Source organism: Mesosutterella faecium, from assembly GCF_022809315.2.
GTDB classification, from domain to species: domain Bacteria; phylum Pseudomonadota; class Gammaproteobacteria; order Burkholderiales; family Burkholderiaceae_F; genus Mesosutterella; species Mesosutterella faecium.
Map to the genome: position 1 here is coordinate 1,545,072 of NZ_JAKZJU020000001.1, position 22,781 is coordinate 1,567,852.

The 22,781-nt window shown below is 60.8% G+C and carries 19 protein-coding genes; 10 read left to right on the forward strand and 9 right to left on the reverse strand.

The features are described 5' to 3' along the window. Positions 1-88: 88 nt before the first annotated feature. The 3 genes from rbr to MUN46_RS07150 form a co-directional block, all read right to left on the reverse strand. Positions 89-631, reverse strand: coding sequence for a rubrerythrin (gene rbr, locus MUN46_RS07140; protein WP_243377389.1), 543 nt, complete (start codon positions 629-631; stop codon positions 89-91). Between the two features lie 83 nt (positions 632-714). Further along, positions 715-1,899 carry an alanyl-tRNA editing protein gene (locus tag MUN46_RS07145; RefSeq protein ID WP_243377390.1) on the reverse strand — a complete coding sequence of 395 codons (1,185 nt, stop codon included), beginning with the start codon at positions 1,897-1,899 and terminating at the stop codon, positions 715-717. Between the two features lie 95 nt (positions 1,900-1,994). Next, positions 1,995-2,891: a LysR family transcriptional regulator gene (locus MUN46_RS07150; protein ID WP_243377391.1), complete on the reverse strand. Its 897-nt coding sequence runs from the start codon at positions 2,889-2,891 to the stop codon at positions 1,995-1,997. A 161-nt stretch (positions 2,892-3,052) separates the two neighbouring features. Here MUN46_RS07150 and MUN46_RS07155 point away from each other — a divergent pair, with 161 nt between their 5' ends. The 4 genes from MUN46_RS07155 (at position 3,053) to MUN46_RS07170 (ending at position 7,703) form a co-directional block, all read left to right on the forward strand. After that, entirely contained in the window at positions 3,053-4,180 is a 1,128-nt protein-coding gene (locus MUN46_RS07155; protein WP_243377392.1) for a porin, read from the forward strand. Positions 4,181-4,324: 144 nt separating this feature from the next. Beyond that, positions 4,325-5,596 carry a hypothetical protein gene (locus MUN46_RS07160; RefSeq protein WP_243377393.1) on the forward strand — a complete coding sequence of 424 codons (1,272 nt, stop codon included), beginning with the start codon at positions 4,325-4,327 and terminating at the stop codon, positions 5,594-5,596. Positions 5,597-5,706: 110 nt separating this feature from the next. Beyond that, positions 5,707-6,294 carry a flavin reductase family protein gene (locus MUN46_RS07165; RefSeq protein WP_243377394.1) on the forward strand — a complete coding sequence of 196 codons (588 nt, stop codon included), beginning with the start codon at positions 5,707-5,709 and terminating at the stop codon, positions 6,292-6,294. Between the two features lie 125 nt (positions 6,295-6,419). After that, on the forward strand, positions 6,420-7,703 hold the full coding sequence (locus tag MUN46_RS07170; RefSeq protein WP_243377395.1) for an AAA family ATPase: 1,284 nt from the start codon (positions 6,420-6,422) through the stop codon (positions 7,701-7,703). A 113-nt stretch (positions 7,704-7,816) separates the two neighbouring features. Here MUN46_RS07170 and MUN46_RS07175 read toward each other — a convergent pair whose 3' ends face one another. Next, positions 7,817-8,731: a LysR family transcriptional regulator gene (locus MUN46_RS07175; RefSeq protein WP_243377396.1), complete on the reverse strand. Its 915-nt coding sequence runs from the start codon at positions 8,729-8,731 to the stop codon at positions 7,817-7,819. 119 nt (positions 8,732-8,850) lie between these two features. On the opposite strand from MUN46_RS07175, the gene MUN46_RS07180 reads away from it, so the two are divergent. Further along, complete coding sequence (locus MUN46_RS07180) at positions 8,851-9,495, forward strand: LysE family translocator (protein ID WP_243377397.1); 645 nt, start codon at positions 8,851-8,853, stop codon at positions 9,493-9,495. Positions 9,496-9,592: 97 nt separating this feature from the next. Here the strand turns inward: MUN46_RS07180 and MUN46_RS07185 are convergent, their stop codons facing one another. Together MUN46_RS07185 and glnD are read right to left on the reverse strand one after the other, a co-directional pair. Then, complete coding sequence (locus MUN46_RS07185) at positions 9,593-10,354, reverse strand: substrate-binding domain-containing protein (protein WP_243377398.1); 762 nt, start codon at positions 10,352-10,354, stop codon at positions 9,593-9,595. Continuing rightward, positions 10,351-12,966 carry a [protein-PII] uridylyltransferase gene (gene glnD, locus MUN46_RS07190; RefSeq protein WP_243377399.1) on the reverse strand — a complete coding sequence of 872 codons (2,616 nt, stop codon included), beginning with the start codon at positions 12,964-12,966 and terminating at the stop codon, positions 10,351-10,353. Before glnD ends, MUN46_RS07185 begins: the two co-directional genes overlap by 4 nt. Positions 12,967-13,329: 363 nt before the next feature. On the opposite strand from glnD, the gene MUN46_RS07195 reads away from it, so the two are divergent. After that, positions 13,330-14,217: a DMT family transporter gene (locus MUN46_RS07195; protein WP_243377400.1), complete on the forward strand. Its 888-nt coding sequence runs from the start codon at positions 13,330-13,332 to the stop codon at positions 14,215-14,217. A gap of 48 nt (positions 14,218-14,265) precedes the next feature. Here MUN46_RS07195 and MUN46_RS07200 read toward each other — a convergent pair whose 3' ends face one another. Together MUN46_RS07200 and MUN46_RS07205 are read right to left on the reverse strand one after the other, a co-directional pair. Further along, positions 14,266-15,039 carry a DUF4261 domain-containing protein gene (locus MUN46_RS07200; protein WP_237978637.1) on the reverse strand — a complete coding sequence of 258 codons (774 nt, stop codon included), beginning with the start codon at positions 15,037-15,039 and terminating at the stop codon, positions 14,266-14,268. Between the two features lie 149 nt (positions 15,040-15,188). Then, on the reverse strand, positions 15,189-16,694 hold the full coding sequence (locus tag MUN46_RS07205) for an SLC13 family permease (protein ID WP_243377401.1): 1,506 nt from the start codon (positions 16,692-16,694) through the stop codon (positions 15,189-15,191). Positions 16,695-16,962: 268 nt separating this feature from the next. Here MUN46_RS07205 and MUN46_RS07210 point away from each other — a divergent pair, with 268 nt between their 5' ends. The 3 genes from MUN46_RS07210 (at position 16,963) to MUN46_RS07220 (ending at position 20,596) form a co-directional block, all read left to right on the forward strand. Then, entirely contained in the window at positions 16,963-17,811 is an 849-nt protein-coding gene (locus MUN46_RS07210; RefSeq protein ID WP_243377402.1) for a tetratricopeptide repeat protein, read from the forward strand. Positions 17,812-18,631: 820 nt separating this feature from the next. Beyond that, positions 18,632-18,985: an H-NS histone family protein gene (locus tag MUN46_RS07215; protein WP_243377403.1), complete on the forward strand. Its 354-nt coding sequence runs from the start codon at positions 18,632-18,634 to the stop codon at positions 18,983-18,985. 351 nt (positions 18,986-19,336) lie between these two features. Continuing rightward, positions 19,337-20,596 (forward strand): IS1634 family transposase, encoded by a 1,260-nt coding sequence (locus tag MUN46_RS07220; protein ID WP_285230584.1) that lies wholly within the window; start codon positions 19,337-19,339, stop codon positions 20,594-20,596. A gap of 1 nt (position 20,597) precedes the next feature. Here MUN46_RS07220 and MUN46_RS07225 read toward each other — a convergent pair whose 3' ends face one another. Then, positions 20,598-21,845, reverse strand: a complete 1,248-nt coding sequence (locus MUN46_RS07225) for an IS256 family transposase (RefSeq protein WP_285230521.1) — start codon at positions 21,843-21,845, stop codon at positions 20,598-20,600. Between MUN46_RS07225 and MUN46_RS07230 the strand changes: the two genes are divergently transcribed. Continuing rightward, the gene (locus MUN46_RS07230; RefSeq protein WP_285230585.1) at positions 21,835-22,488 is read left to right on the forward strand and encodes an IS1634 family transposase; all 654 of its coding nucleotides are present in this window, start codon (positions 21,835-21,837) and stop codon (positions 22,486-22,488) included. The two genes, MUN46_RS07225 and MUN46_RS07230, sit on opposite strands and share 11 nt — an antisense overlap. The last annotated feature ends 293 nt before the right edge of the window (positions 22,489-22,781 follow it).

Genomic DNA, 22,781 nt, shown 5'->3' on the forward strand with positions numbered 1-22,781 from the left:
CCAGGGGCATAAAAAATCCCGCAGAAACCCTTTGGCCAGGGTTTTCTGCGGGAGGAGAGCTTTAGGCTTTTATGCCTTCAGCAGCCGCTCAGTAGTTCTCTTTTCTCACTTCGAAGAAGCTGCGGGGGTGCATGCAGACGGGGCAGACTTCCGGAGCCTTCGTCCCGATCACAATGTGGCCGCAGTTGCGGCACTCCCAGACAGTGACGCCGCTCTTTTCAAAAACTTTCTTCTCCTCGACGTTTTTGAGCAGCTTGCGGTAACGCTCTTCATGGTTTTTCTCAATGGCTGCGACGCCGCGGAAGCGGGCGGCCAGCTCCGGGAAGCCTTCCTCTTCGGCATCGCGCGCCATCCGGTCGTACATGTCGGTCCACTCGTAGTTTTCGCCTTCGGCCGCGGCCTTCAGGTTCTCAGCCGTGTCGCCGAGGCCCCCGAGCTCCCTGAACCAAAGCTTGGCGTGCGCCATTTCGTTGTCGGCCGTTTTTTGGAAGAGGGCGGCAATCTGCTCATAGCCGGCTTTTTTGGCCACGGAAGCGAAATAAGTGTATTTGTTCCGGGCCTGGGATTCTCCCGCAAAAGCCTCAAGAAGGTTCTTTTCAGTCTTGGTGCCTGCATACTTGCTGTTTGTCATGCTGGGATCCTTATAAAAGTTAGCGTTTGTGAAAGCAGATACTGCAACTACAACCTCGATAGTCTATTCGAAGCCGCCAAAGCTCATGAAGCCTTGAACGCCTCAGAGAGCGCGGCCCGAATGGCCTGTTCGCTCGCCCGGTAAGAGCCCTGAACGAAGCCGCCGCTGCCGCCGCCGCGGCCGTTGAGCCGCTGGTTGAGGGTTTTGCTCACGTTCCGCAGTTCGGGGTCGCCGCTGTGGATCACGTAGTTGAAGGCGGGTCCTTCGGACTGGGGGCCGGAGGGGGAAAGCACTGCGACGGCGCCGGACTTGAAGCTTTCGGCGAGAAGGCCGCAGAATTTCCTGCATTCAAGCGGGGACAGCCCTTCCTCCACGTCCACCAGAAGCGGGCCATCGGCCTGCAGGGTCTCTGCCCGGAGGCGGAAATAGCGCTCGTTGAGAGCCGCGATCCTCTCGTCGCGCTCCTGCACTTCCTTCAGCACCTTGACCACTCCCGCAGCGGTGGCGTTGGGCTTCACGGAAAGAAGCTGAGAGACCTGGCGCGCCTGCTCGACCTTGAGCGTATAGTCGCGCAGGGCTCTGGCCCCGCAGACGAATTCGACGCGGGTGCCGCCGCGGTGCTTCATGGCCCCGAGGATCTTGAAGATTCCGACTTCGCTCGTGTTCTTCACATGCGTGCCGCAGCAGGCGCAGCGGTCAACGCCCGGGATGTCCACGATGCGGACTTTGCCCTTCAGTTCCTTTTTGCTTCTGTAGTCCATCTGCGAAAGCGCTTCCGGGCTGGGAAAGAGCGTCTGAACGCTGATTCCGGCGGCAATGGCCTCGTTGGTTTCCTTTTCAAGCTGCCGCAGGTCCTCCTCGCCGATGGGACCGTTGAAATCCACCGTGATGACGTCCTCGTCCATGTGGAACCCGACATTGTCGTATTTGAAGCGGCGGTGAACCAGACCGGAGAACATATGCTCTCCCGTGTGGTTCTGCATGTTGTCAAAGCGGCGCGGCCAGTCCAGTTCAGCCTTGACGGTCATTCCGGGCGTGAGCGGGCGGTCTGCAAAGTGAATGATGACGTCGCCGTTGCGGCGGACGTCATTGATCACGGCCTCGCCGATTTTCCCATGGTCGGCAGGCTGGCCGCCTCCCTCGGGATAAAAGGCGGTGTCGTTCAGGACGATCTCATAGCCCTTGCTGCCCTCGGTGCAGCTCACGACCTCAGCTGAAAAGGAGCGGCAGTAGGGGTCCCGGTAAAACAGCTCATTCATGCTTTCCATGTTGCTCAGACTTCCCTGGTAAGAAAAAACGTCAGCCGGCGGCGCCGGTCCGGTGCGGCAAGTTTACTGCGCCTGCCAAAGCCCGACGCGGGGCTTCAGGCTTTCGGGAGAAGGGCGAGTAATTTTTTTAAAACGGAGTCGGGGCAGCGCTCGTTCCACGCGGCGCTGATCACGAGCTCGAACCCGCCCTCCGACAAAGGAACGGCGCGGACGGCCCCGGGCAGAGTTCGCGCGCTGCTTTCGGGCACGAGCGCCACTCCCAGCCTGCAGCACACAAACGCGATCTGGCGCGCGATGGAGTCCACCGTGAAGCGGACTCTGGGAGAAAAGCCGGCGGCTCGGAAGAACCCGGTGATTCGGTCCCCGTAATCGGGGCTTTTGTCTCTGCCGGTCACAATCCAGTCCCGGTCGGCCAGATCGCTCAGGCGGACGGAGGCGGCCCCGCTGGCGGCGTCGGAGGACGGCACGATGAGCACGGGCTTTTCGCGCAGCAGCGCCCGAAGCTTCAAATCCTTGTTTTTGAATCTCTCGAAACGCCCGATGGCGAGGTGCAGTTCATTTTGGGACAGCTTGTATTCCGCCTCGGATGAATCAATTTCCTCGGTGAAAACGGAGACATCGGGCAAAGCGGCTGCCGCATCCTGCAGAATGTGCGGGACAATGTCCGTCATGGCCTCGTAGACGGCCCCGATTCGGATCACCCCGCGGGTCTTGTCTGAGATGGTTCTGGCGGAATAGTCCAGCGCCTCGGCCTGGGAGACCAGCGCTTCAATTTCCGGCATCAGCGCCTCGCCCGCCGGGGTGAGCCTGACCCCGGTGCGGCCGCGGATGAGGAAGCGGACCCGCAGCCGGGACTCGAGCTCGTTGATCTGGGAGATGAGCGGCGGCTGCGAAATGGCAAGAAGGCGGGAGGCGCGGCTGAAGCTGCCGCTGTCGGCAACGGCGGCAAGAATCAGCATCTGGCGAATCAGCCTGTAGTCGAATCGGTGCATAAAGGGGGTTCCGGCAGAAAAAATCGATTCGCTTCATTGTCAGGCCCGCTCAGCGCACTGGCAAGGGCTTCGTCGGCGTGCCAGAGATCGGTTGAAAATGAAAGTAATTTTCATTAATATTTGTTGCGCTGCAATTTTCGTTTAATAAAAAAGGCAGAAACATGAAGAAGACTTTGCTAGCCGCAGCGATGCTCGCGGCTTTTTCGGGCGCCGCTTCCGCCGCTTCGGTGACGCTCTACGGCACGATCGACACCGGGCTGCAGTATCAGCACCAGAAGGCCGACGGCATGGACTCGACCAATACCGTCAGCATGGAAACGGGGCAGAAAGACACCTCGCTCTGGGGACTGACGGGCACTGAGAAGATTGGGGATGCCGAAGTGTCCTTCAAGCTCGAGAATTCCTATAACTCGGACGACGGCACCCGCACGGACGACCGGCTCTTCGACCGCGAGGCTCAGGTTTCCGTCTCCGGACGCTACGGCACTTTGTCGGCGGGCCGCCTGGGCGCGCTCTCGGCCGCCGTGGGCACCTATGACATGGTGTATCTCGTGGGCGACGCCTACGACGGCGGCGACGGGGACGCCTTCGGCCTGGCCGCGGCTCCCACTCTGGACAACGCCCTTGTGTACCAGACTCCTTCGTTCGCCGGCTTCAAGGCGACTCTCATGTATTCCTTTAACGCCGACCAGGTCTCCAACAGCAGCCGCGAGAACACCTCGATGGTGGACCGCTACTTCGGCGGCGCCCTGAACTACGAGAAGGGCCATTTCCAGGCTGTCCTCGCCTACGAGTACCTCAACCGCGCGAGCGCGGGCGACGCCGCCTCTCCTCTTTCGAAGAACGGCCAGCTCGTCAATCTGGGCTTCAATTACAACTTTGAAAACGTGGCCCAGGTCTTCCTCCTCGGGCAGTATTTCAAGGGCTGGGATCTGTCGGCCGCGGGCGGCGAGTCTCTGACCGATGCTTACGGCGTCGATGCCGACGACGTGCTGGGCTCCTACGACAAGGGGCTCGAAGGCTGGGGAGCGCATCTCGGCGCGATTTTCCCGGTGGCCGGCGGCGACCTCACGGGCGCCCTCTACTACGTGGACTCCAAGGCGAAGTCCACCCAGGGTCTGAAAGACGCGGATCTCACCTACTTCGGCGCTTCCGTCCGCTACGCCTATCCGCTTTCGAAGCGGACCTCGGTCTACGCGGGCGCCCGCTACAGCCAGGCCAAGGCGAAGGATTTCGGCGCCAAGCTGCAGACGACTTCCGTCTACACGGGTCTGTCGCACTCCTTCTGACGCAGCCTGAGGCCTGATCAGCAGGCTTTTTGAGCCCCCTGCGAAGTTTTTCCGCAGGGGGCCTTTAAATATGGGAAAATACAGCCGCCCGGCAGTCCGCCGGGATTTTTATTGGCGGTTTGAGCAGCAGTCGCAGGGGGCGGCATGGCAGAAGGTGCGTTGGAGAGGCTGAAGCAGCGCGATTTTGAGGAGCCGCTGCCGCCCGGCATGCAGATGCCGGTGCCGGAGGCGGACTCGCCCGAGCGCCGCGCGGTCGTTCAGTCCGTGGCCGCGGGGCCTTCCTACGCAGCCCTCAGCTTCTCGCGGCTTCTCGGCACGGGCGCTCCGCTTGCTTCCTGCGGCAGGGTGCCGCCCAGCCTCACGGGCATCGAGGATTTTCTTGTGACGCCGGGCGGCGAGCGCATCCCTGTGCGCTACGCCGTGGTCGAGTCCGAAAGGCTCATATCAAGGCCGGTGTCCGAGGATCTCTTCTCCCCGGGCCGCAGCCTTTACTCCGCTGAGCTGCCGCTTCTCGTGGTTTCCGGTTTCCTCAGAGCCGTGGGGCTTGATGAGGCTTACCGCGGGGGCAGGGCGGAGGACTACCGCAGGCGCCTTCTGGAGGATGCGGGATTTCTGGGCGTTTCAGCCCGGCGGATCAGGGCGCTTCACCGCCCCGTGCTCGTCAGGCTGATGCCTGCCGGGCGGGTGTCTCCGGCGCTTTCCCTTCTGGGCAACGAGCCCGCCTTTCTGCTCGAGACGCAGCCGGAGGACCAGACCGCGCCCCTTTCCGTCCAGCCGGAGTTTCCGACGCAGGGCGCGCCGGCCCGCCCCATCCCCACGCTCTGGCTGGAGGACGACGGCCGTCCCTCGCTCGCTTCCTATCTGGAATTCATACGCCGGCGCGCCGTCGGCGACCAGACCGGCTGCTGGGACTCCGAGGGGCTGCCGCGGACCTGGGTCTGTGAGTCTTTCCGCAGAACAGAGCTCCTCGCGGCCTTCGGACAGTCGGTGGAGCCGCTGCTTAATGCAGCCGTTAAAAGCGGAGAGCTTTCAAGAGTGGCGGACGCCATGCTCGCGGCCGTTCCGCTGGCTCAGGGGCTTGAAAGAGCCGGCGTCACGGCGTTCACGAGCCTGTTTTCGGAGGCGGCCTCCTATGCGGTCTGCGCCACGGGCCGCGGAGTGCCTTTGCTGGAAAGGCTCCGCCAGGGCGAGCTCACGGTGTCGCTGCCGGCGCAGTACTGGCTGTTTCACGCCGCCTCTTCGGGGCGCGAGGAAAAAAGGGACTACAGGGCCTGCCTGAGGCGGCTCGAGGAAACCCTGTCCCGGCGCTCAACGAGGCGGGCGAGGCACCTGCTCGCTCAGAAGGTGGCGGAAAACTTTGCCTTCTGGCTGATCAGCGCAGTCCCGGCCCGGATGCAGGAGTTTTACCGCGGATGAAGGCCCTGAAGCTCTGCGTCAAGGCCCGAGGGGGTCTTGAAATTCTGCATTTGCATTACTATGTTCTAAGTACTATGCACTACAAGCCTGCTAAGGGCGGAGGGGAAAAAATGGCAAATTACATGAAGCACATTAAGCCGATCGATTTGAATGAAGGCACTCTGAGACTGCTCAACCTGGGCGAGACCATTGTGATTTCAGCCACCGACGGGAAGGAGACGGATGCCATGGCCGCGGCCTGGTGCTGCAATCTGGACATGAATCCCACAAAGCTCACGGTTGTCCTCGACAAGACGCACAAGACGCGCGAGATCCTCGAGCGGCAGCCCAAGGGGGAGTTCATCATTCAGATCCCGAATGTGAAGACGGCTCCCGTCGCCTTTGCCCTGGGGTCCGTATCCGCCCATGATGATCCGGACAAGCTCGAGCACTGCGGCGCGAAGTTCTTTGACCCGGAGGGCCTGGGCCGCCCGTTCCTCAAGGGCTGCAACGCCTGGATCGTCTGCCGGCTCATCCCCGAACCTCAGAATCAGAAAAAATATGATCTGTTCATTGGCGAAGCGGTGGCGGCCTGGGCGGACGACCGGGTGTTTGACGGCCGGCACTGGCATTTCCGGAAGGCCGGCCGCGCCTGGCGCACGATTCATTATGTGCAGGGCGGGCGCTTCTACATGATCGGCAGGGGCTTTGATCTCTGAGTGACCGCTTATAGCTTCAGCCAGGGTCCGCGCGATCCCGGCTGAAGTTTCAGGGCTTTAATCCAGGCCATTTCATTTTTCTAAGATTTTTCTCCGGAGAAGTCCGTTTCTGAGGATGAATTCTCATGCTGCGCCGTTTTGCGTTTCGAAATTTCCGTTCCTACAGCAAGGATGCGAAGCTGGTTCTGACCGCGTCCTCCCGGCTGCCGGAGGCCCGGGAAGGGCATGCGCTCAGCCGCTCTGGCGTGCTGCCTGCTGCGGCCCTGTTCGGAGGCAACGGCAGCGGGAAGTCCAACCTGATTCGGGCGCTTGCCGTGGCCGTTGAGGGAGCCCTCGGCGAAGGGCGCTTCCAGTACCCGGTGGCCGAGCCCAGCCTTTTGAGCGGAGGGGATGAAGCCGGGGAATCGGGCTTTGAGCTCGAGCTGGCCGATCCCGCGGGGACCCGCTACCGCTACGGGCTGAGCCTGGATGCGAAGGGCGTCTGCGCTGAGAGCCTGGAGGTGAAGGAGAGCGGCGGCTGGGAGCTTGTTTTCTCCCGGTCCGACGATGCGCTGGAGCTCACCGGGCTCACGCCGGCCGCGGCCCAGGCGGCGCTTTCCGGCGTGATCCGCCGCGAGACGATGATGTCCGCCCTCTCTTCCGTCCGGGATCCCAGAATCCGGGGCTTCCGTAATCTGCTGGGAGGCTTCCGATTTGTGAATTCGGAGGAGGGCGCGGAGCTCCCGACGGATTTTGGGCGGCGTCTGCGCACGCTGCAGGCCCGCTCGAATCTCGCGAATTTCCTCGCTTCTTTCGACGCTTCGGTGACCGGCTGCAGCGTCGAGCCGGCCAAGGCGGGCCGGAAGGCCGCCCGTCTTCTGATCAGGCACGGCACTGGCGGCTCAGGCCGTGATCTGCAGCTGCCGGTGAGCGAGGAGTCGGCCGGCACCCGCCGCATGGTTTCGCTTTACTTTGTGCTGCGCGATGTGCTGCTGCGGGGAGGCGTCCTTGTGGCCGACGGGCTGAACGCCGGCCTTCATCCGCTGCTCACGCGAGAGATCGTGCGGCTTTTTGCGAGCGCTCAGGACAATCCCCGTGGGGCGCAGCTTTTGTTTTCAACCCAGGACTCCTCGCTGCTGGGCTTCAAGGAGCTCCGGCGCGATGAAATCTGGCTTGTTGAGAAGTCGTCGAAAGGAGTCTCCTCATTGAAGCGGCTGGTGCGCAGCAGGAGCGGGCGCAAGCCCCGGGCCTCCAAGCTTGAGAAGGCCTACCTTGAGGGCAGACTCGGAGGAACGCAGGCTGTAAAGGGCCTGCCCGTGCCGGCTCCGCAGGGCAGGCGGCCCGGCAGACCGAATCCCTCCCCGGAGTTCAAGGACTCGGTCATTCTGGTGGATGAGGACACCTTCCGGAAAATCGCCAGACGTAAATAAGCCCTGCGGGGCGGACCGCTGCCCGAGACCCGCGGGTCAGGGCGGCAGGCTGAGGCCCGAAGCGCGGAGCTTCCCTTCCTTTTTCCCTCTCGGGCCTTGCCGCGGCCCGCGGATCAAGGCCTCTCAGGGGCGGCCTGGATCAGGGCGAGGGCGCGGCGGGAAAGCGGAGTCTGCCGGTCTTCGCACCAGGCGGCCGAGAGCTCTATCACCGGACCCACGTCGGACAGGTGCACGGCTTTGACCGAAGGGGGCACCATGCGCGTGAAAAAGGCGGGAACCAGCCCGATGCCCTGGCCGCAGCCCACATAGGCCATCTCCCGCATGGTCGTGCTGACCTCATGGCGGATCCGGGGGTCAAATCCAGCAGTTCTGCAGGCGCCGATGAGCGAGTCTACGAAAAAGGGCGAAATGCTGCGCGCCGGCAGAACGAACTCCTCGCCGGAAAGGTCCGCGAGCCGGATGCGGCCCCGGCCTGCCAGACGGTGGTCCAGAGGAAGCAGGGCGACCGGTTTCTCCCTGAACAGAAGCGCCCTTTGGATGAAAGGGCTGCGGGGACGCCCGAAATAGCCGGACGCGAAGGCGATCCTGCCCGAGAGCAGCTCGGACTCCGCGTCTCCTGAGTCGATTTCCTTGGTGTAAAGGGCAAGGCCCGGCATGGCCTTCTTCAGCCGGTAGCGGAACTGAGGCACCCACCCCAGCATGGCCTCCAGAACGGCGCCCGCATTGAGCACGCCGCACTGGCCCTCGCGGATCTGCCGCACGGAATAGTCGAGCTTCTCCGCCTCGCCGATCAGGCGCAGCACGTCAGGCATCATCGCCTCGCCTGCCTGAGTCGGGGTGACGCCGCGCGCATTTCTCTGCAGCAGCTTCATGCCGAGCCTCGCCTCGAGCTCGTCGAGCTGGGCCGACAGCGGCGGCTGGGACATGGCTAGCCTTTTGGCGGCCCGGCGGATGCTTTTCTCCTCGACGACGACGGCAAAAAGCAGCAGCTGCCTGATCAGGCGGTAGTCGAAGCGTTTGACGATCATGGCGTCTCCAGGGGAGGAGTGATTCGGTTTCTTTGCTTATGTGCAATAAATTTTGGTTCACTGTTTATTTTAATGACCAATAAAATATTGCGTATATCGAATGAAAACGAATCACCAGCATGTCAAACAGTCTTCTGATGTATGCCTTTGTGGCGCTGATCACCTGCCTCACGCCCGGGGCGGGCGTGCTCTACACCGTGAGCAACGCCTTTCGGTTCGGAAAGAGCAACGCCTGGCGCTCTCCCGTGGGCAATGCGCTCGGCGTGGCCTTCATGTCGGCCGTGTCGGCCACCGGGCTCGGGGCGGTCATAGCGGCCAACGGCCTTGCCTTCACGGCGATGCAGGCGGGCGGCGCGCTGGTGCTGGTCTGGCTGGGATGGAAAAACTGGAAGGCGCCGGCGGTGGATCTCGCGCGGCTCGGGCAGGCCGGCAGCCTGTCTGCGGCTTCCCGCCAGAGTCCTGTGCGGCGGGTGATTCCGAGCGCCGCCGTGCTGCAGGTGTCGAACCCGATGCTGATTGTTTTTCTTCTTTCGCTGATGCCCCCCTTCATCAGCCGCAGCGCGCCCTACGGGCCGCAGGCCGCCCTGCTGTCAGCGCTTTACGTGCTGATCTGCCTTCTGGTCCATCTTGCCTACAGCTACACCGCCTGCTTTGCGGGCCGCTATCTGAGGGGGCCGCGCTTCAGCTGGTGGCTCAACCGCATCAGCGCTGTTTTATTCTGGCTTTGTGCGGCCGGCGTGCTGTGGCACCTGATGCGTCCCTGACCGTGGAGAGAGCCCGGAAGCCCTTCCGGCGCACGGAAAGGTGAGTCCCCCCTTCAGAGGAAAGGGGGGGCTTAGACCGCGGCCCGCGCCTGCGGTCTCAGGCGTTTGCGGGGGCGGGCAGGAAGCCGCAGCCCTGCAGGAGCGTCTGCCCTTCAGGAGAAAGCAGCAGAGCCTCCAGCTCTTTTTTGAGCGATCCGGGCGCCTTGCCTGTTCTGGGGAAGCAGCCCCAGCAGACGATCTTCGGGCAGACGCTGTCTGGGATGGGATGCAGCATCAGGCCTTCGGCCTTCATGCGCTCCGAGGCGCTTTCAAACACCACCGCGGCGTCGATGCCTTCATGGCTGAGCATGAAATGCGCCCCGGTCTCCCGATCGAGCTGCTCGTCGGTGTGGTTGCCCCCGATCAGCGCCACGGCGTGCTGGCCGACAATGCGCGAGCCCAGCCGCCCGGGGAGCGCCCTGGCGATGTTTTTGAAAAGCAGGGCGGCCCAGTCGCCTTCGGGCGAAACGCGCGGAGTGCTCATGCCGATCGTCGTGGAAGGATCGCAGAGAATCTCCGCCCAGTCCTGATTCTGGAAACGGCGTTCGCTGCGTGTGGCGACAACCAGCCGGTTGCCTGCAAAGGCAAAGAGCTCATGGGCTTTCACGGCTTTCTGAAGCGCGGCCGGAGAGGCTTCGTCCGCGGAGCAGAAGACGTCGCAGGGCATAAGCCCCTCGATGTCAGTCCGGAGGGCGCCGGACTGACCGAAGGTGAGCTGAAGCGTGCAGCCGCTTTTTTCCTTGAACAGCGGCGCGATTTTTGCAAAAGCGTCCTCGAAGCTGGTGTCGGCGAAAACCGCGAGAGTTTCTGGCTGAGTCATGAATGTGGTTCCTCTGGCTGGGGAAAAGAACCGGGCTTTTTCCCCTCCTGCGGGAGCGGCGCCGCGTCGGGCGCAATGCTCTCTACAATCTCTCTGCTTATCTTAAGGCATTCGGCAGGATCCTTAAGAGGCGCGCCGTCGATTTGGAAGATGTCCTCGGCCCGCTCGCCCAGCGTGGAGATCCGGGCGGTCTGCAGATTGACGCCCGAGCGGGAGAGCACGCTCGAGATGGTGTAGAGCAGGCCGGGCCGGTCATTGCAGATGATGGAGAGCAGCCAGCTGTTGCCCAGGGCGTCGGGCTCGATCAGAACGACCGGGCGGATGGGGAAGTGCCGTGAATGTCTCGAAAGGGGGCCGAGCTTCACCGGCGGCAGAGGCTTGTCCGAGGCAAGCGCGCGGCTCACGGTCTCGGCAATGGCCTGCGCGGCCTCCTGCGGATCCGGGCGCCGGCCGAGATCCATGACGAGGAAGGTGTCAAGAGCCCGGCCGTCGCGGGTGGTGTGGATCCGGGCGTCGAGCACCGAGGTGCGGCACCGCTGCAGGCAGCCCACCAGCGTGGTGAAAAGGCCCGCGCGGTCCGGCGCGCAGACGAGAACTTCGATGCCTGAGAGCCTGGGGGCGGGGCGCGCCCGCACCAGGGCTCCGGCGCCCGTCCAGGACGAAAGCGCCGAGGCGTGCCAGGCAATGTCCTCGGCCGAGTGCCGCAGGAAGTAGGCCACGTCGAGCGAGGCCCATATTTTTTCGCACTCCTCGGTCGTGACGCCAGCGCCGCGGGCGAGGTCCAGCGCCGCAGCCTTGCGCAGCTCGAGCAGAGAGCTGCGCGTCGGAAGATTTCCGCCGAGCTGGGCGAGCGTGGCCCGGTAGAGCTGCTCGAGCAGCGCTCCCTTCCAGTCGTTCCAGACCTTGGGGCCGGTCGCCCGGATGTCGCAGACCGTGAGCAGGTAAAGGGCCTTGAGCCGTTCCGCATTCTTGACGACCGAGGCGAAGGCTTTGATGACTTCGGGATCGGCGATGTCCTGCTTCTGCGCGACGCGGCTCATCGTGAGGTGCTCGCGCACGAGAAACGCGATGAATTCCGTGTCCTCGCGGCTGATTCCGCAGGCCTCGCAGAAGGCGCGGGCATCGGCCTCTCCGAGCAGCGAATGGTTTCCTCCCCGCCCCTTCCCGATGTCGTGAAAGAGGGCGGCGACAATGATCCGCCAGGTCTCGGGCAGCTCCCCCATGATTTCCGACAGGAGCGGGAACTCGTGGGCATGCTCGGCGTAGACCAGGTGCCGCAGCCCCCGGATCACCTGTATGGTGTGCTGGTCGACGGTGTAGACATGAAAGAGGTCATGCTGCATCTGGCCTTCGATCCGGCTCCAGGCGGGCAGGATGAGCGAGAGCACTCCCCAGGTGTTCATGTCGCGCAGCGTCCGGTAAACCCCGGCGGGCAGCTTCAGAATGCTGAGGAAGACCGAGCGGCTCTGCGCGTCGGCCGCAAACCGGGCGTGCGGGTTGTGGACGGCGTGCCAGAGCTCGCGCACCAGACCGATGGACGGACGCTGCACGAGAGGGTTCGTCGCGCGCAGATAAAAGCCCCGGAGGATATTGACGAGGCTGTCGTCCAGGGCGCCCCGTCGGCGCAGGTCGAGCTCCTCGCCCCGGGCCTGGAAGACCTCGTCGATGGGCACCGCGGGAGCCGAGGAGCGCCCGGCGAACCGGTCCGAGAGCGCCTGCAGCTGGATCAGGCAGAGCTGGATCACGGACTTGGCGTTCCGATAGTAGTCCTTCATCAGCATTTCAGAGGGCCGCAGGTCGCCTGAGCCTTCGATGCCCATGGAGCGCGCCACAGCGTTCTGAAGGTCAAAAAGGAGTCGGTCCTCGTGCCGTCCGGCCGCAAGATGCATCTCGATGCGAAGCCGCTGCAGGAACATCAGGCAGCGGCGCATGGCCTCGGCCTCGCGGGTCGTGATGAGGCCGTTGACGGAAAAATCGTAGAGCGAGTCCCCGAAGCCCGAGGCGCGGGCGATCCAGGCGAAGACCTGAAGGTCCCGCAGTCCGCCGGGATTTTCCTTCACGTTGGGCTCGAGGGCATACGGGGAGTCGCCCGTGCGCGCGTGCCGCTGGTGCATCTCCAGCATCTTGTCGCGGAAAAAGTCCCGGGGGACGAGCCGCTCGAGGAACTCGCTTTTCATCTGCGAGTAGAGCTCGCTGCTGCCTCCGATCAGGCGGGATTCAAGCAGGGCGGTGGCCACGGTGATGTCGCTGCTCGCCTCGAGGCACTCCCGCACCGTCCTTTCCGTTCCACCCACCGTGAGCCCGAGGTCCCAGAGCGAAGTGAGGAAGACCCCGACCGGCGCGCGCTGCTCCTCGCTCCAGTGCTCGGGCACCAGCACGAGGATGTCGAGGTCGGAGTAGGGGAACATCTCCGCGCGGCCGTAGCCTCCCACCGCCACCAGGGCCAGAGTCTGGGGCAGCCCCTGGGCGGCGGCCTGGCGCATGACGGCCTGATCGGTGAGGGACGAGAGCGTGCTCAGCAGGGAAGGCGCGTCCCCGCTGTCTTTGAAAACGCTGAACGCGTGGGCACGTTCCTGATCAAAACGCCTGCGGTTTTCGGAGAGAATTCTCATGGCCGGCTTCCTTGCTGAGACTTTGGGCGGCGAAAGCCGCGCCGCAGCCCCGTGGCGCTTTCCGGTCCCTTTGACCCGGCCCTTTGCAGAAAATGATTTCCATGGGCTGCCTGCGGGCCGGTTCGGCGCAAATCTGTCATAGCCCGCCCGGGGGCGGGCAAAGAATGCTTCGCAATGAGATCAAGTGTACTCAAGCCGGCCCCCCGCGGGGGGCTGGAGCGGCGCAGCGGCGTGAGCCGGCGTTTTCTCCCGCGCCGCACCCGGCTCGGGCGGGCTGGTCCTACAATAAGGACTTTTATTTAGTGCTTCGCTTTTGCTCCGGGAGCCGGCTCTGCGGCTTCCGGACTCTTTCAGACCTTTGCCATGACTAACCATCTCGCCGGCCCCCTCTACATTCTTGTGAGCGCCTTGTTCTTTTCCGTCACAGGCACCCTCCAGGCGCTTGCTCCCTCCGGGGCGACGCCCTGGGTCGTGGCCGAGGTGCGCATGCTGGGCTCGGCCGTGGTCCTTTTTCTCTGGTGCCTTGCGGCCGGGAGGCTGCCGCGGCTCACGAAGAACCTGCCCTGGAAGGCCATCGTCATCTGTTCGGCCTGCACCTGCTGCTACCAGATTTTCTTTTTCTACGGGGCTTTGAAGCTCGGGGTCGCGGTGGGCACCGTGGTCTGCGTCGGCGCAACTCCGGTGATGTCGGCCGTGATTGCACGGATTTTCTTCGGCCAGAAGCCCCGGCCGGTCTGGTATCTGGCCACGCTCATTGCCGTGGCGGGCATCGCGCTGCTTAATGTGAAGAGCTTTCAGGCCGGCAGCCTCGGGTGGGTGATTTTCCCGCTTCTCGGCGCTTTCGTTTACGGCATTTACATGAACGAGAGTCCGCAGGTCTCAGCCGGAATGGAGCCCGAGGCCGGCATCATGATCTCGCTTTTCATCATTTCGATCGCGCTTCTGCCGGCGCTTTTTGTTTTCCCCGTGGACTGGATCTGGGGCAGCGCCCGCGGACTGGGCGTCTGCGCGGCTTTCGCGCTTGCGGGCGGCATAGGCTTCGGGCTGTTTTTCATGGGCATGAAGACGACGACGCCCGTTGTTTCCGCGACGCTCTCGCTGGCCGAGCCGATGGGGGCCGCCTGCTGGGGGATTTTTCTGCTGGGCGAGGACTGCAACCTGCCCACGCTGGCGGGCATTGCGCTCATCCTTGCTTCGATCGTGCTGCTTATCAGGGACGGAGCGAAGGCGCAGAAGCAGGCCTCGTCCTGAGGCCGGGCCGCTGTCGGCAAAGGACAGCGGCGCCGTGCGCGCCGGGCTTCAGTAGGCGATTTTGAGCGAATTGCCGTCCACGGCGCGCCCCGGGCCGTCCGTGATCGGGAAGCTTTCGCCCTCTTTCTGGCCGATCGTATCGCCCGCCTTGAGCCTGACGTGATAGTCGAGCATGTAGGTCGCAGCCGTCACCATCAGGTTGAAAATGTCCTGCGGCTCGTGCAGCGAGCGGATCACCTCCACCTCCCGCGCTCCGAGCCTGGCCAGGCCGAAGGTGTAGCCGTTCATGCATTCCCCGTCCTCGTGGGGATAGAGCCCGAAGTAGACGAGGTTCATCACGGGCACCCGGCCCCGGCGGCAGTCCGCTTCTGCGTTCGTTTTATAAAAGAGGGGTGACATGAAGGTTCCGGCTGTGAGGACGCCGCAGGCGGCCGCCTGCTTGAGGGCGCTCGCCGTGAGCTTCACGGCGAGGCAGCCGGCGTCAAGCGGTTCGTGCCCGTTGTGCTGGACGCTCACCGTCACATAGGCCTGATGGGCTTTCGCCGTCTCCTGGGCCTCGGGCCACAGGTAGTTGGTCTGCGCCTGGCGCTGCGCTCTGCCGTCGGGAACGGGCACGGGCGTCATAGCGACGCAAACCATCATGCCGTCGATCAGCGTGACGAGCGAGCCGTTTTCTTCTCCTACGTCCGAATCCTCGGTTTCAAAGCCCCAGTCAGCCTTCAGGTTCTGGGCGTATTGTTTTGCGGAAAACTCGGGTCTTGCAAGCAGGACCACCGTCTGGGTGGCGGGGTTGTCTTTCGGCGCCTTTTTGTCTTCAGCCATCAGCTCTCTCGAATACAGGAATGAGGTCAGAAGGGCATTTTGACATTTTCCGCCGCCGCAGGGAAGAGCGCTCCGGGTCCGGGGCGGCTCGCCGGCAAAAAAAGCCGGCCCGCACAGAGGCGGGCCGGCTGAAGATCGTGTTCGCGGGATCAGTCGAGCACGAGCATCACGCCGCCAATCACCAGAATGGCAACGATATTGATGATGAAGCCCGCCCGCAGCATGTCAATGATGCGGATCTTGCCGGTGCCGAACACAATGGCGTTCGGAGGCGTGGAAATCGGCAGGATGAAGGCTGCGGAGGCGGCCAGCGCCGTGCCCATAAGGATCGGCTGAGGCGGCAGCCCCAGGGCCTGGGCCACGGCCGCGAGCAGCGGCATCATCATTGCGGCCAGCGCGGTGTTGGAGGTGACGCCGGTGGCGAATGTGACGATGGTGATGACGCCAAAGAGCACCGCCGGGAACGGCGAGCCCGCCAGAACGGACACCTGGGCTCCGATCAGCTGTGCCACGCCGGTGTGCTGGATGGCGGAGGCGAGGGACAGGCCGCCGCCGAAGAGCAGGAGCACGTCCCAGGACACGGCCTCATTGGCGGTCTTCCAGTCCATGGCCATGGTGCCCTTGCGGTCGACCGGAATCATGAAGGTGAGAACGCCCATGCCCATCGCGATGACCGCGTCGGTAAGGTACTTGAAGGGGCGGAACCCGTCAATGTCGATCGCACGCAGGGTGCTGCCGGAGAACCACAGAATGGCGGCAACGAGGAAGCACGCCCCGACGGCGATCTCGCCGTGGGAGAGGCGGCCCATGCTGCGCAGCTCGTTTTTCACCCAGGCCTTTCCGCCGGGAATCTCACCGCCGATGTCGCGGAACATGACGCTGGTGAGAATGAAGAATGCTGCGAGGAACATGATCAGTGTGACTGGAACGCCCACCTTCATCCAGTCCATGATGCTCACGGTCTGGCCGTACGTCTGCTCCATGAAGCGCATGTAGATGCCGTTAGGGGGAGAGCCGATCAGGGTGGCCATGCCGCCGATGGAGGCGCCGTAGGCGAGGCTGAGCAGGATGCACAGCGAAAAGTTATGCTCCTGGCGGGCACTGTGAGGGTCATTGCCGCTTCTTGTGGAATGAACGAGCGCGATCAGGGCCATCGCCACAGGAACCATCATGGCCGCCGTCGCCGTGTTGCTCATGAAGGCTGACAGGAAGGTCGTTGTGAACATGAGCCCGAAAGTCATCTTTCTGGGAGTGGTCCCGATGATGCTCATGACGAACAGGGCAATCCGGCGATCGAGCCCCCAGCGCATGACGCCGCCGGCGAGCAGGAATGCCCCCATGAATAGAAACACCGTATCGGATGCGTAGGGGGCCATGGCGGCCGATACTTTGGAAATCTGGAAGAGCGGGAAAAGCACCATCGGGAGCATCGAGGTGACTGCGATAGGCACCGTTTCAAAGCACCACCAGATGGCCATCCAGACCAGAACGCCGAGACAGGCGCGGCCGGCTGAGGAAAAAGTTGCGATGCTGCCGTCAGCCATCGTGTAGGTCGACGGCATCGAGAAGTAGATCAAGGCGCACAGCAGAGGCCCGGCGATCATCGACCCATATCGCATCAACAGATATCGCTGCTGGGCGGTTGTGTCAGACATTTTTGTAGTCCTGTAAATAATGAGGGGCAGGAAGGATTTCCCGTTGAAAGCCGGCTGGACGGCCGTGAATCGGGGGAAACTCAGATACATCATCCCTCATCGTCAGGCCTTTATTCTTTGATTTGGATCAAAACAAAAAGAAAGTCTTTACATAATTTCATGGGTAACCTGAAAAGGCTAGGCGGTGCTGCTCAGAAAGATTGATCAAAATAAAGGGGGCTTCCAGCGCATTGCTTTGGAACTGAATGAATAATATATTGATACAGCCATGAAATCATTCACCATTTTCATGATCAGCGCTGCCGTGCTCGTGCTCGGAGTCTTTATACTGGCCGGGCGGAACCGCGACAGCGGTCCTTCCATTGAGAAGGCGCAGGTCCTGGTCGAAAAGGCGAACCAGGGCGGCGCCGAGGAGGCGCTGGAGCTCGCCCGCCGCTACGGGTTCGGCAACCGGGACCTCAACCAGGACTGGAAGGAGGCGAGGCAGTGGGCGGAGCGGGCCGCGGGGCTCGGCAGCGCCTCGGCGAAGACTGCGGTGGCCGCCATGCAGATCCGGGGGCTCGGGGGGCTCGCGGATCCCGCCGCCGGAGAGCGGGAGCTTCGCTCCGAAATTCAGGGCGGCAGCGTTGAGGCGGCCTATGTTCTGGGGCGGCTCGGACTCACTCCGGCCTCGGCGCAGAGCAGGCGCCTCGAAGGCCTTGCGCTCGTCCGCCGGGCTGCCCGCGGGGGCTTTCACCGCGCCCAGTACACCCTGGGGTGCCTGTATCTGTCGGGCGCGCCCGCCCTGTCGATTGAAAAGGACCCGGCCAAAGCCATGAGCTGGTTTGAAAAGGCGGCCCGACAGGCGGATTCGGACGCCTGCGGGGAACTCGGCCGCGGCTATCTTTACGGGACCGGGGTGGACATGAACTATCAGGAGGCCTACGCGTGGCTGTGCGCCGCCACGGACGCCGATTCCGGCTGGGATGCGCTCCGGGTGGAGGCCCGCCGCAAGCTGAGCTCCTTTGACGAACAGGACTACCGGGAGGCTGTCACCTACACCCGGCGGGAATACGGCCCCAGGCGATACCATCCGAGTCTCGCCGCCCGCGTGGCGGAAGCCGAAAGCGTCTTCTGACTGGTTTGCCCGGGGCAGAACGGCGCTTTTGCTGCTGTTTCCCCCGGAAGAAACGGGGGAGCCTCCTTTTCTCTGCGTTCCTACAAAAGCTTTTTTGTGTTTCCGGCCTGCGGGAAGCCGCGTGTTTCGGCGGGGGCCCGCGCCCAAAGAACGGCGATTTTATTTTTCAGCGGCTTTTCCTGAAGCTTTTCTTTTCTGGGGCTTCCGGCGGCAGGCCTTCGCTATTTTCTTCCGGCTCATGGGCCCGTCAGCCTTCGCAATCCAAGGCCGCGGGCTGAATGCGGCCTGCCTCTTCCGGTCTTTGAAGCGGGACTGTGTGTTTTATCTTAAATTCAGCGGTCGGGCGGCCTTGAGCTTTATCTTTACAATTCCTTCCAAAAAAATACGGAGAGGTTTCTTCCCTTTGAAATTCCCGTGTGAAACTTTTCTGCCGTTCAATATTAAAGAGTGGTCTAATGAGTTTTACGTACACTGTTTAGATTAGCCTGATTAAAAGAATAATAAAAATAAATGTTTTGAAATAAGCAAAGACGGAATAAAGTTATTATCTATATGTTTTATTGATGTAAATGATAGCGCTGGGCAGGCAAAGGAGGCCTGACGGCGGTAATTTTCCTGTTTTCGTTAGGGCTGCCTCCGGTTTGGCCATTCGAATTTAGTAATTATCAGCAGGCTGATTTTTTCTAATCGGCAGGAAAGATAATGAAAAAGAGGGCCTTTAATTTGCAATTTTTGTCTTTTACCTATTAAAATCCTTTTCAAAGATTGAATAAACCTATTTGATAAATGATTTATTCATTAGAAAAAGAGGATTAAATTAATGCTTGCTGAAAACAAGAAGCTTGACGCCAAAATCCAGGAAGCCCGCGAATTGAAGCGGCAGACGGAATCGATCATGAAGCAGATCCGCAAGTCTGCGATCCGCGAAATCCGTCAGTACATGCAGCGCTATGAAATTACTCTTGAGGATCTGAGCGCCGCCCAGACGCCCAGGGAAAAGGCCGCCTCAGCGGCCTCTGAAACGAAGAAAGCCAAGAAAAGCTCCATTAAGGCGAAATACAGAAGCGATGACGGGAAGCTCACCTGGACCGGCCGCGGGCTGAAGCCGAAATGGCTCACCGAAGAGCTGAAGAAGGGTCGTAAGCTGGAAGAGTTCCTGATCGACAAAAACTAAGATCCAGCGCGTTTCCCGTGATTTGAAAGGCTTCGGCATCCTGCGGATGAACCGAAGCCTTTATTTTGTCCGCAGAAAGCAGACTGAAATGAGAGGGAAGACCCCATAGGGGTTGAGCCAGCGGAGGCAGGGCGCGGGGAAACAAAATGAAGCCCGGCGGCCGTCCGGCTCCCTGAGCCTCAGGCGCGGCGGCGCTCCTGACTTTTACCTAAAAAGCCGTCCTCAACAAGGATAAATATCAATACAAACATAAATTTGTGAGGCGTTGATGTTTATCAAGCTTTGTCGTAATTATGTAGTTAGATTAGTGTTAATCATGATATGATGTAAATGTCTGACAGGAGCTTTCCCATGGCCATCTCCGTTTCAATCAAGAAGTTCAAGGGTGTGGAATACGTTTACATTTGCGAAAGCTTCCGAGACCCGCTTACCCGCAAACCCACCAGCCGTGTGCTGGCCAGCTACGGGAACAAAAAGAAGCTGCTTGAAAAAGACCCGGACGCCATGGAGAAGATCCAGAAACACGCCGAGCAGCTCAGGGCGGATTCTTCGCTGTACAGCCAGACGATCCAGGAAACAGTATTGTCGCGGGTCGCTGCGCCAAGCGCGGCAGACCGGCGGCCCGACTGCAGGACCTGTAAGCCGGCACCCTACAGGCTTCTGTGGGAGCAGCTGGGAATTTCAAATTATTTTCAGAACTATCGTCACAACTACCGGATCGGCTGGGACGTGGACAAGACGATTTTCTTTTCCGTCGTTTCACGGCTGATCGCCCCTTCCTCGAAGCGCTCCTCCTGGCTCAACAAGGAAAGATTCGTCTTCGACTTCAGCGACCTGCGCCTCGATCAGATTTACGACAGCCTGGACATTTTGGCCGACCGCAAGGAAGCTATCGTCAAAAAGCTCAATGACGGCATTGGGCGGCTCTACAAGCGCGACCTGACAATTGCGCTTTATGACGTGACCACACTGTATTTCGAGAGTTTTATTGAAGACGGCCTGCGCCGCCGGGGGATGAGCAAGGAGCATCGGACCCAGGAGACCCAGGTGGTGCTGGGGCTTCTGGTGGATGCAGACGGCATTCCGTTCAATTACGAAATCTTCCCCGGAAACACAGCCGAAGTTCACACCCTGATGGAGGTCGTGAAGAAATTCAGCCGGGATTACGGAGTCCAGAATGTCACGGTGGTTGCTGACAGCGGGCTGAACCAGTACATCAATCTCGAGGCGCTGCAGGAATCCAATTTCAACTTCATTGTGGGCTTCCCTCCCTACATCAAGCTGTCTGTGTCGGACCAGCAGAAATTACTGGACTGCGACGGCTGGCACTGGAGTTCCAGTCCGGATGACCCTCGGTGGGGAATCAAGGAAATGCCTTTGTCCATTGAGCGCACGGTCGTGGACAAAAGCACCGGCCAGCGAAGACCGGTCAGCCTCAAGGCCACCTGCATAGCCACCTATTCCGCCAAACGCTTTGAACACGACAGCCAGGAGCTTGAACTCAAGTGGCAGCGTGCTTCCGACCTTGTGGCAAGAGGCCCCGCCGCTGTGAAAGCGGCGGGGCGAAGCGGCTACAGAGGGTATGGAAATTCTTGTGGGCGCCCCCTTTAGGTTAATCGAAGAAAGGTGCGATCCTGTCTCCGAACTCAATGGTTAATTCTCGCATGGCAGTTTTCCAATAAGGTGATGGCCTCACCCATCTCCTCTCCACCTTTCGGATCGCCAGGTAAAGCAGCTTCAGCGCAGCGGTCTCGCTTGGGAAAGAAGCTCTTGTCTTGACAACCTTTCGCAGGTCCCGGTTCAAGCTTTCAATGGCGTTGGTGGTGTAGATCAACCGCCTGACGGCGGGTGAGAACTCAAAGAAAGGAATCACGCGATCCCATGCGTCCAGCCAGATTTTTTCGATGTAGGAATATTTTTTCCCAAGTTCCGACTGGGCAAAATCGTTCAGCGCCTGACGTGCTTCCTCGGCGTTGACAGCACGGTAAACAGGCTTCAGCGCAGCAACAACCGCCTTGTAATCCTTGTAGTTGACCATTTTGAGGCTGTTGCGGATCAAATGGACGATGCAGGTCTGCAGCATCGTTTTCGGAAAAGCCGTCTCCAAAGCCTCCTGCATCCCTTTAAGCCCGTCCGTGACGGCGATAAGAATGTCGTTGACGCCTCGATTCTTCAGCTCGTTAAAGACTTTAAGCCAGTATTTGGCACTTTCATTTTCGGCCATCCAAAGACCCAGGACATCCTTCTTTCCATCGGTATCCACGCCCAGGGCGATATGGACTGCCCGGGGAGTGACCACCCCGTTTTCGCCCCTTGTCTTGATCCTGATGGCGTCAAAGAAAATCACCGGATAGACAGGGCTGAGAGGACGGTCCTGCCATTTCTGAAGCTCGGGAAGTATGGCGTCGGTCACATCGCTGATGAACTCGGCGCTGGTTTCCATCCCATATTCGTCGTAAAGATAGCCCTGGATTTCCCGTGTCGTCAGGCCTCGGGCATAAAGGGCCAAAATTTTTTCGTCGAACCCATCCAGCGTCCTTTTGTGCTTCGGAACAATCCGGGGTGTGAAGCGGCCTTTGCGGTCCCGGGGTACGTCCACATGGATGGTTCCAAGCTTGGGAGACTTCAGGGTTTTGGAGCTGTGGCCATTGCGCTCATTGTCACCCGGACGTGCCTGGCCCTTTTCATAACCCAGATGATGGGTCATTTCGCCCTCCAGCATTTTCGTCAGCAGCCGCCCCAGCAGGTGGGCCATGAAATCATCCGCTTCCCCGGAGGATTTGATTTCCCGGCCGGACTTCTTCAGGTCTTCCAGAATCTGTTCCGCGAGTTTGTCAAAAGGATCAGGTGTGCGTCTCATATTTAGGCTCTCCAAGAAGCATTATCTCAGAGCGCCCACAAAATTCTTTACACCCTCCGGCTACAAAGCTTTTATCAAGCCGGGGACCACTAAAGTTGAGCTGAACTCAGCCCTTTACGACAAACGCCGCAAGTGGTGTGGATACATGGCGCTGCTCACCAATCTTGATTTGCAGAAGCACAAGCCCGCCGAAATCTACGGCCTTCTGCGGCAGCTCTGGCGCATTGAGAACAACTTTCGGATGCTCAAGACCGATCTTAGGGCCAGACCTGTGTTCGTTTGGACAGACCAGCATATCCGTGGGCATTTCGTCCTCAACTACATCGGCCTGGTTCTCCAGCGGCTTTTAATGAAGAAGCTGCGCGAGTCCGGTCTTGATGTTTCAGGCGCGGAACTCATTCGGGCGCTGGAATCAATGAAGATCAGCAGGCTGAAGGGGCTGAAGAAGGCTCAGTCTTTCCTCTACTGCTGCAGCAATGAGAACGCGGAGTCGCTCAGCGTCAGGAATGAAAAAGGAGATCTTCTCTCTTTACAGGAACTTTGCGACAAGATCCTTAACGCCTGCGGGATCGAGCCTCTGAAAGACCTTGAGACGGCTGAAAGCATCCGCAGGAAATTCCATTCTCGCCTGCCTATGGCTTAAAAATTTACCTACATCGCTGGATAGTTTTAAAAACAGCCGAAAGCCTTGAGTACCAGGCTTCCGCACAAGGTTTGATAAAGAAATCACGGAAAAGTCAGGACTAAGATCCAGCGCGTTTCCCGTGATTTGAAAGGCTTCGGCATCCTGCGGATGAACCGAAGCCTTTATTTTGTCCGCAGAAAGCAGACTGAAATGAGAGGGAAGACCCCATAGGGGTTGAGCCAGCGGAGGCAGGGCGCGGGGAAACAAAATGAAGCCCGGCGGCCGTCCGGCTCCCTGAGCCTCAGGCGCGG

What these genes read in the sequence shown, in the direction of transcription:
- MUN46_RS07205 (WP_243377401.1), bottom strand. Translation starts at nt 16,694, where the DNA reads ATGTCTGACACAACCGCCCAGCAGCGATATCTGTTGATGCGATATGGG.
- MUN46_RS07170 (WP_243377395.1), top strand. Translation starts at nt 6,420, where the DNA reads ATGCTGCGCCGTTTTGCGTTTCGAAATTTCCGTTCCTACAGCAAGGAT.
- rbr (WP_243377389.1), bottom strand. Translation starts at nt 631, where the DNA reads ATGACAAACAGCAAGTATGCAGGCACCAAGACTGAAAAGAACCTTCTT.
- MUN46_RS07165 (WP_243377394.1), top strand. Translation starts at nt 5,707, where the DNA reads ATGGCAAATTACATGAAGCACATTAAGCCGATCGATTTGAATGAAGGC.
- MUN46_RS07185 (WP_243377398.1), bottom strand. Translation starts at nt 10,354, where the DNA reads ATGACTCAGCCAGAAACTCTCGCGGTTTTCGCCGACACCAGCTTCGAG.
- MUN46_RS07180 (WP_243377397.1), top strand. Translation starts at nt 8,851, where the DNA reads ATGTCAAACAGTCTTCTGATGTATGCCTTTGTGGCGCTGATCACCTGC.
- MUN46_RS07195 (WP_243377400.1), top strand. Translation starts at nt 13,330, where the DNA reads ATGACTAACCATCTCGCCGGCCCCCTCTACATTCTTGTGAGCGCCTTG.
- MUN46_RS07175 (WP_243377396.1), bottom strand. Translation starts at nt 8,731, where the DNA reads ATGATCGTCAAACGCTTCGACTACCGCCTGATCAGGCAGCTGCTGCTT.
- MUN46_RS07200 (WP_237978637.1), bottom strand. Translation starts at nt 15,039, where the DNA reads ATGGCTGAAGACAAAAAGGCGCCGAAAGACAACCCCGCCACCCAGACG.
- MUN46_RS07225 (WP_285230521.1), bottom strand. Translation starts at nt 21,845, where the DNA reads ATGAGACGCACACCTGATCCTTTTGACAAACTCGCGGAACAGATTCTG.
- MUN46_RS07210 (WP_243377402.1), top strand. Translation starts at nt 16,963, where the DNA reads ATGAAATCATTCACCATTTTCATGATCAGCGCTGCCGTGCTCGTGCTC.
- MUN46_RS07220 (WP_285230584.1), top strand. Translation starts at nt 19,337, where the DNA reads ATGGCCATCTCCGTTTCAATCAAGAAGTTCAAGGGTGTGGAATACGTT.
- glnD (WP_243377399.1), bottom strand. Translation starts at nt 12,966, where the DNA reads ATGAGAATTCTCTCCGAAAACCGCAGGCGTTTTGATCAGGAACGTGCC.
- MUN46_RS07155 (WP_243377392.1), top strand. Translation starts at nt 3,053, where the DNA reads ATGAAGAAGACTTTGCTAGCCGCAGCGATGCTCGCGGCTTTTTCGGGC.
- MUN46_RS07160 (WP_243377393.1), top strand. Translation starts at nt 4,325, where the DNA reads ATGGCAGAAGGTGCGTTGGAGAGGCTGAAGCAGCGCGATTTTGAGGAG.
- MUN46_RS07215 (WP_243377403.1), top strand. Translation starts at nt 18,632, where the DNA reads ATGCTTGCTGAAAACAAGAAGCTTGACGCCAAAATCCAGGAAGCCCGC.
- MUN46_RS07145 (WP_243377390.1), bottom strand. Translation starts at nt 1,899, where the DNA reads ATGGAAAGCATGAATGAGCTGTTTTACCGGGACCCCTACTGCCGCTCC.
- MUN46_RS07150 (WP_243377391.1), bottom strand. Translation starts at nt 2,891, where the DNA reads ATGCACCGATTCGACTACAGGCTGATTCGCCAGATGCTGATTCTTGCC.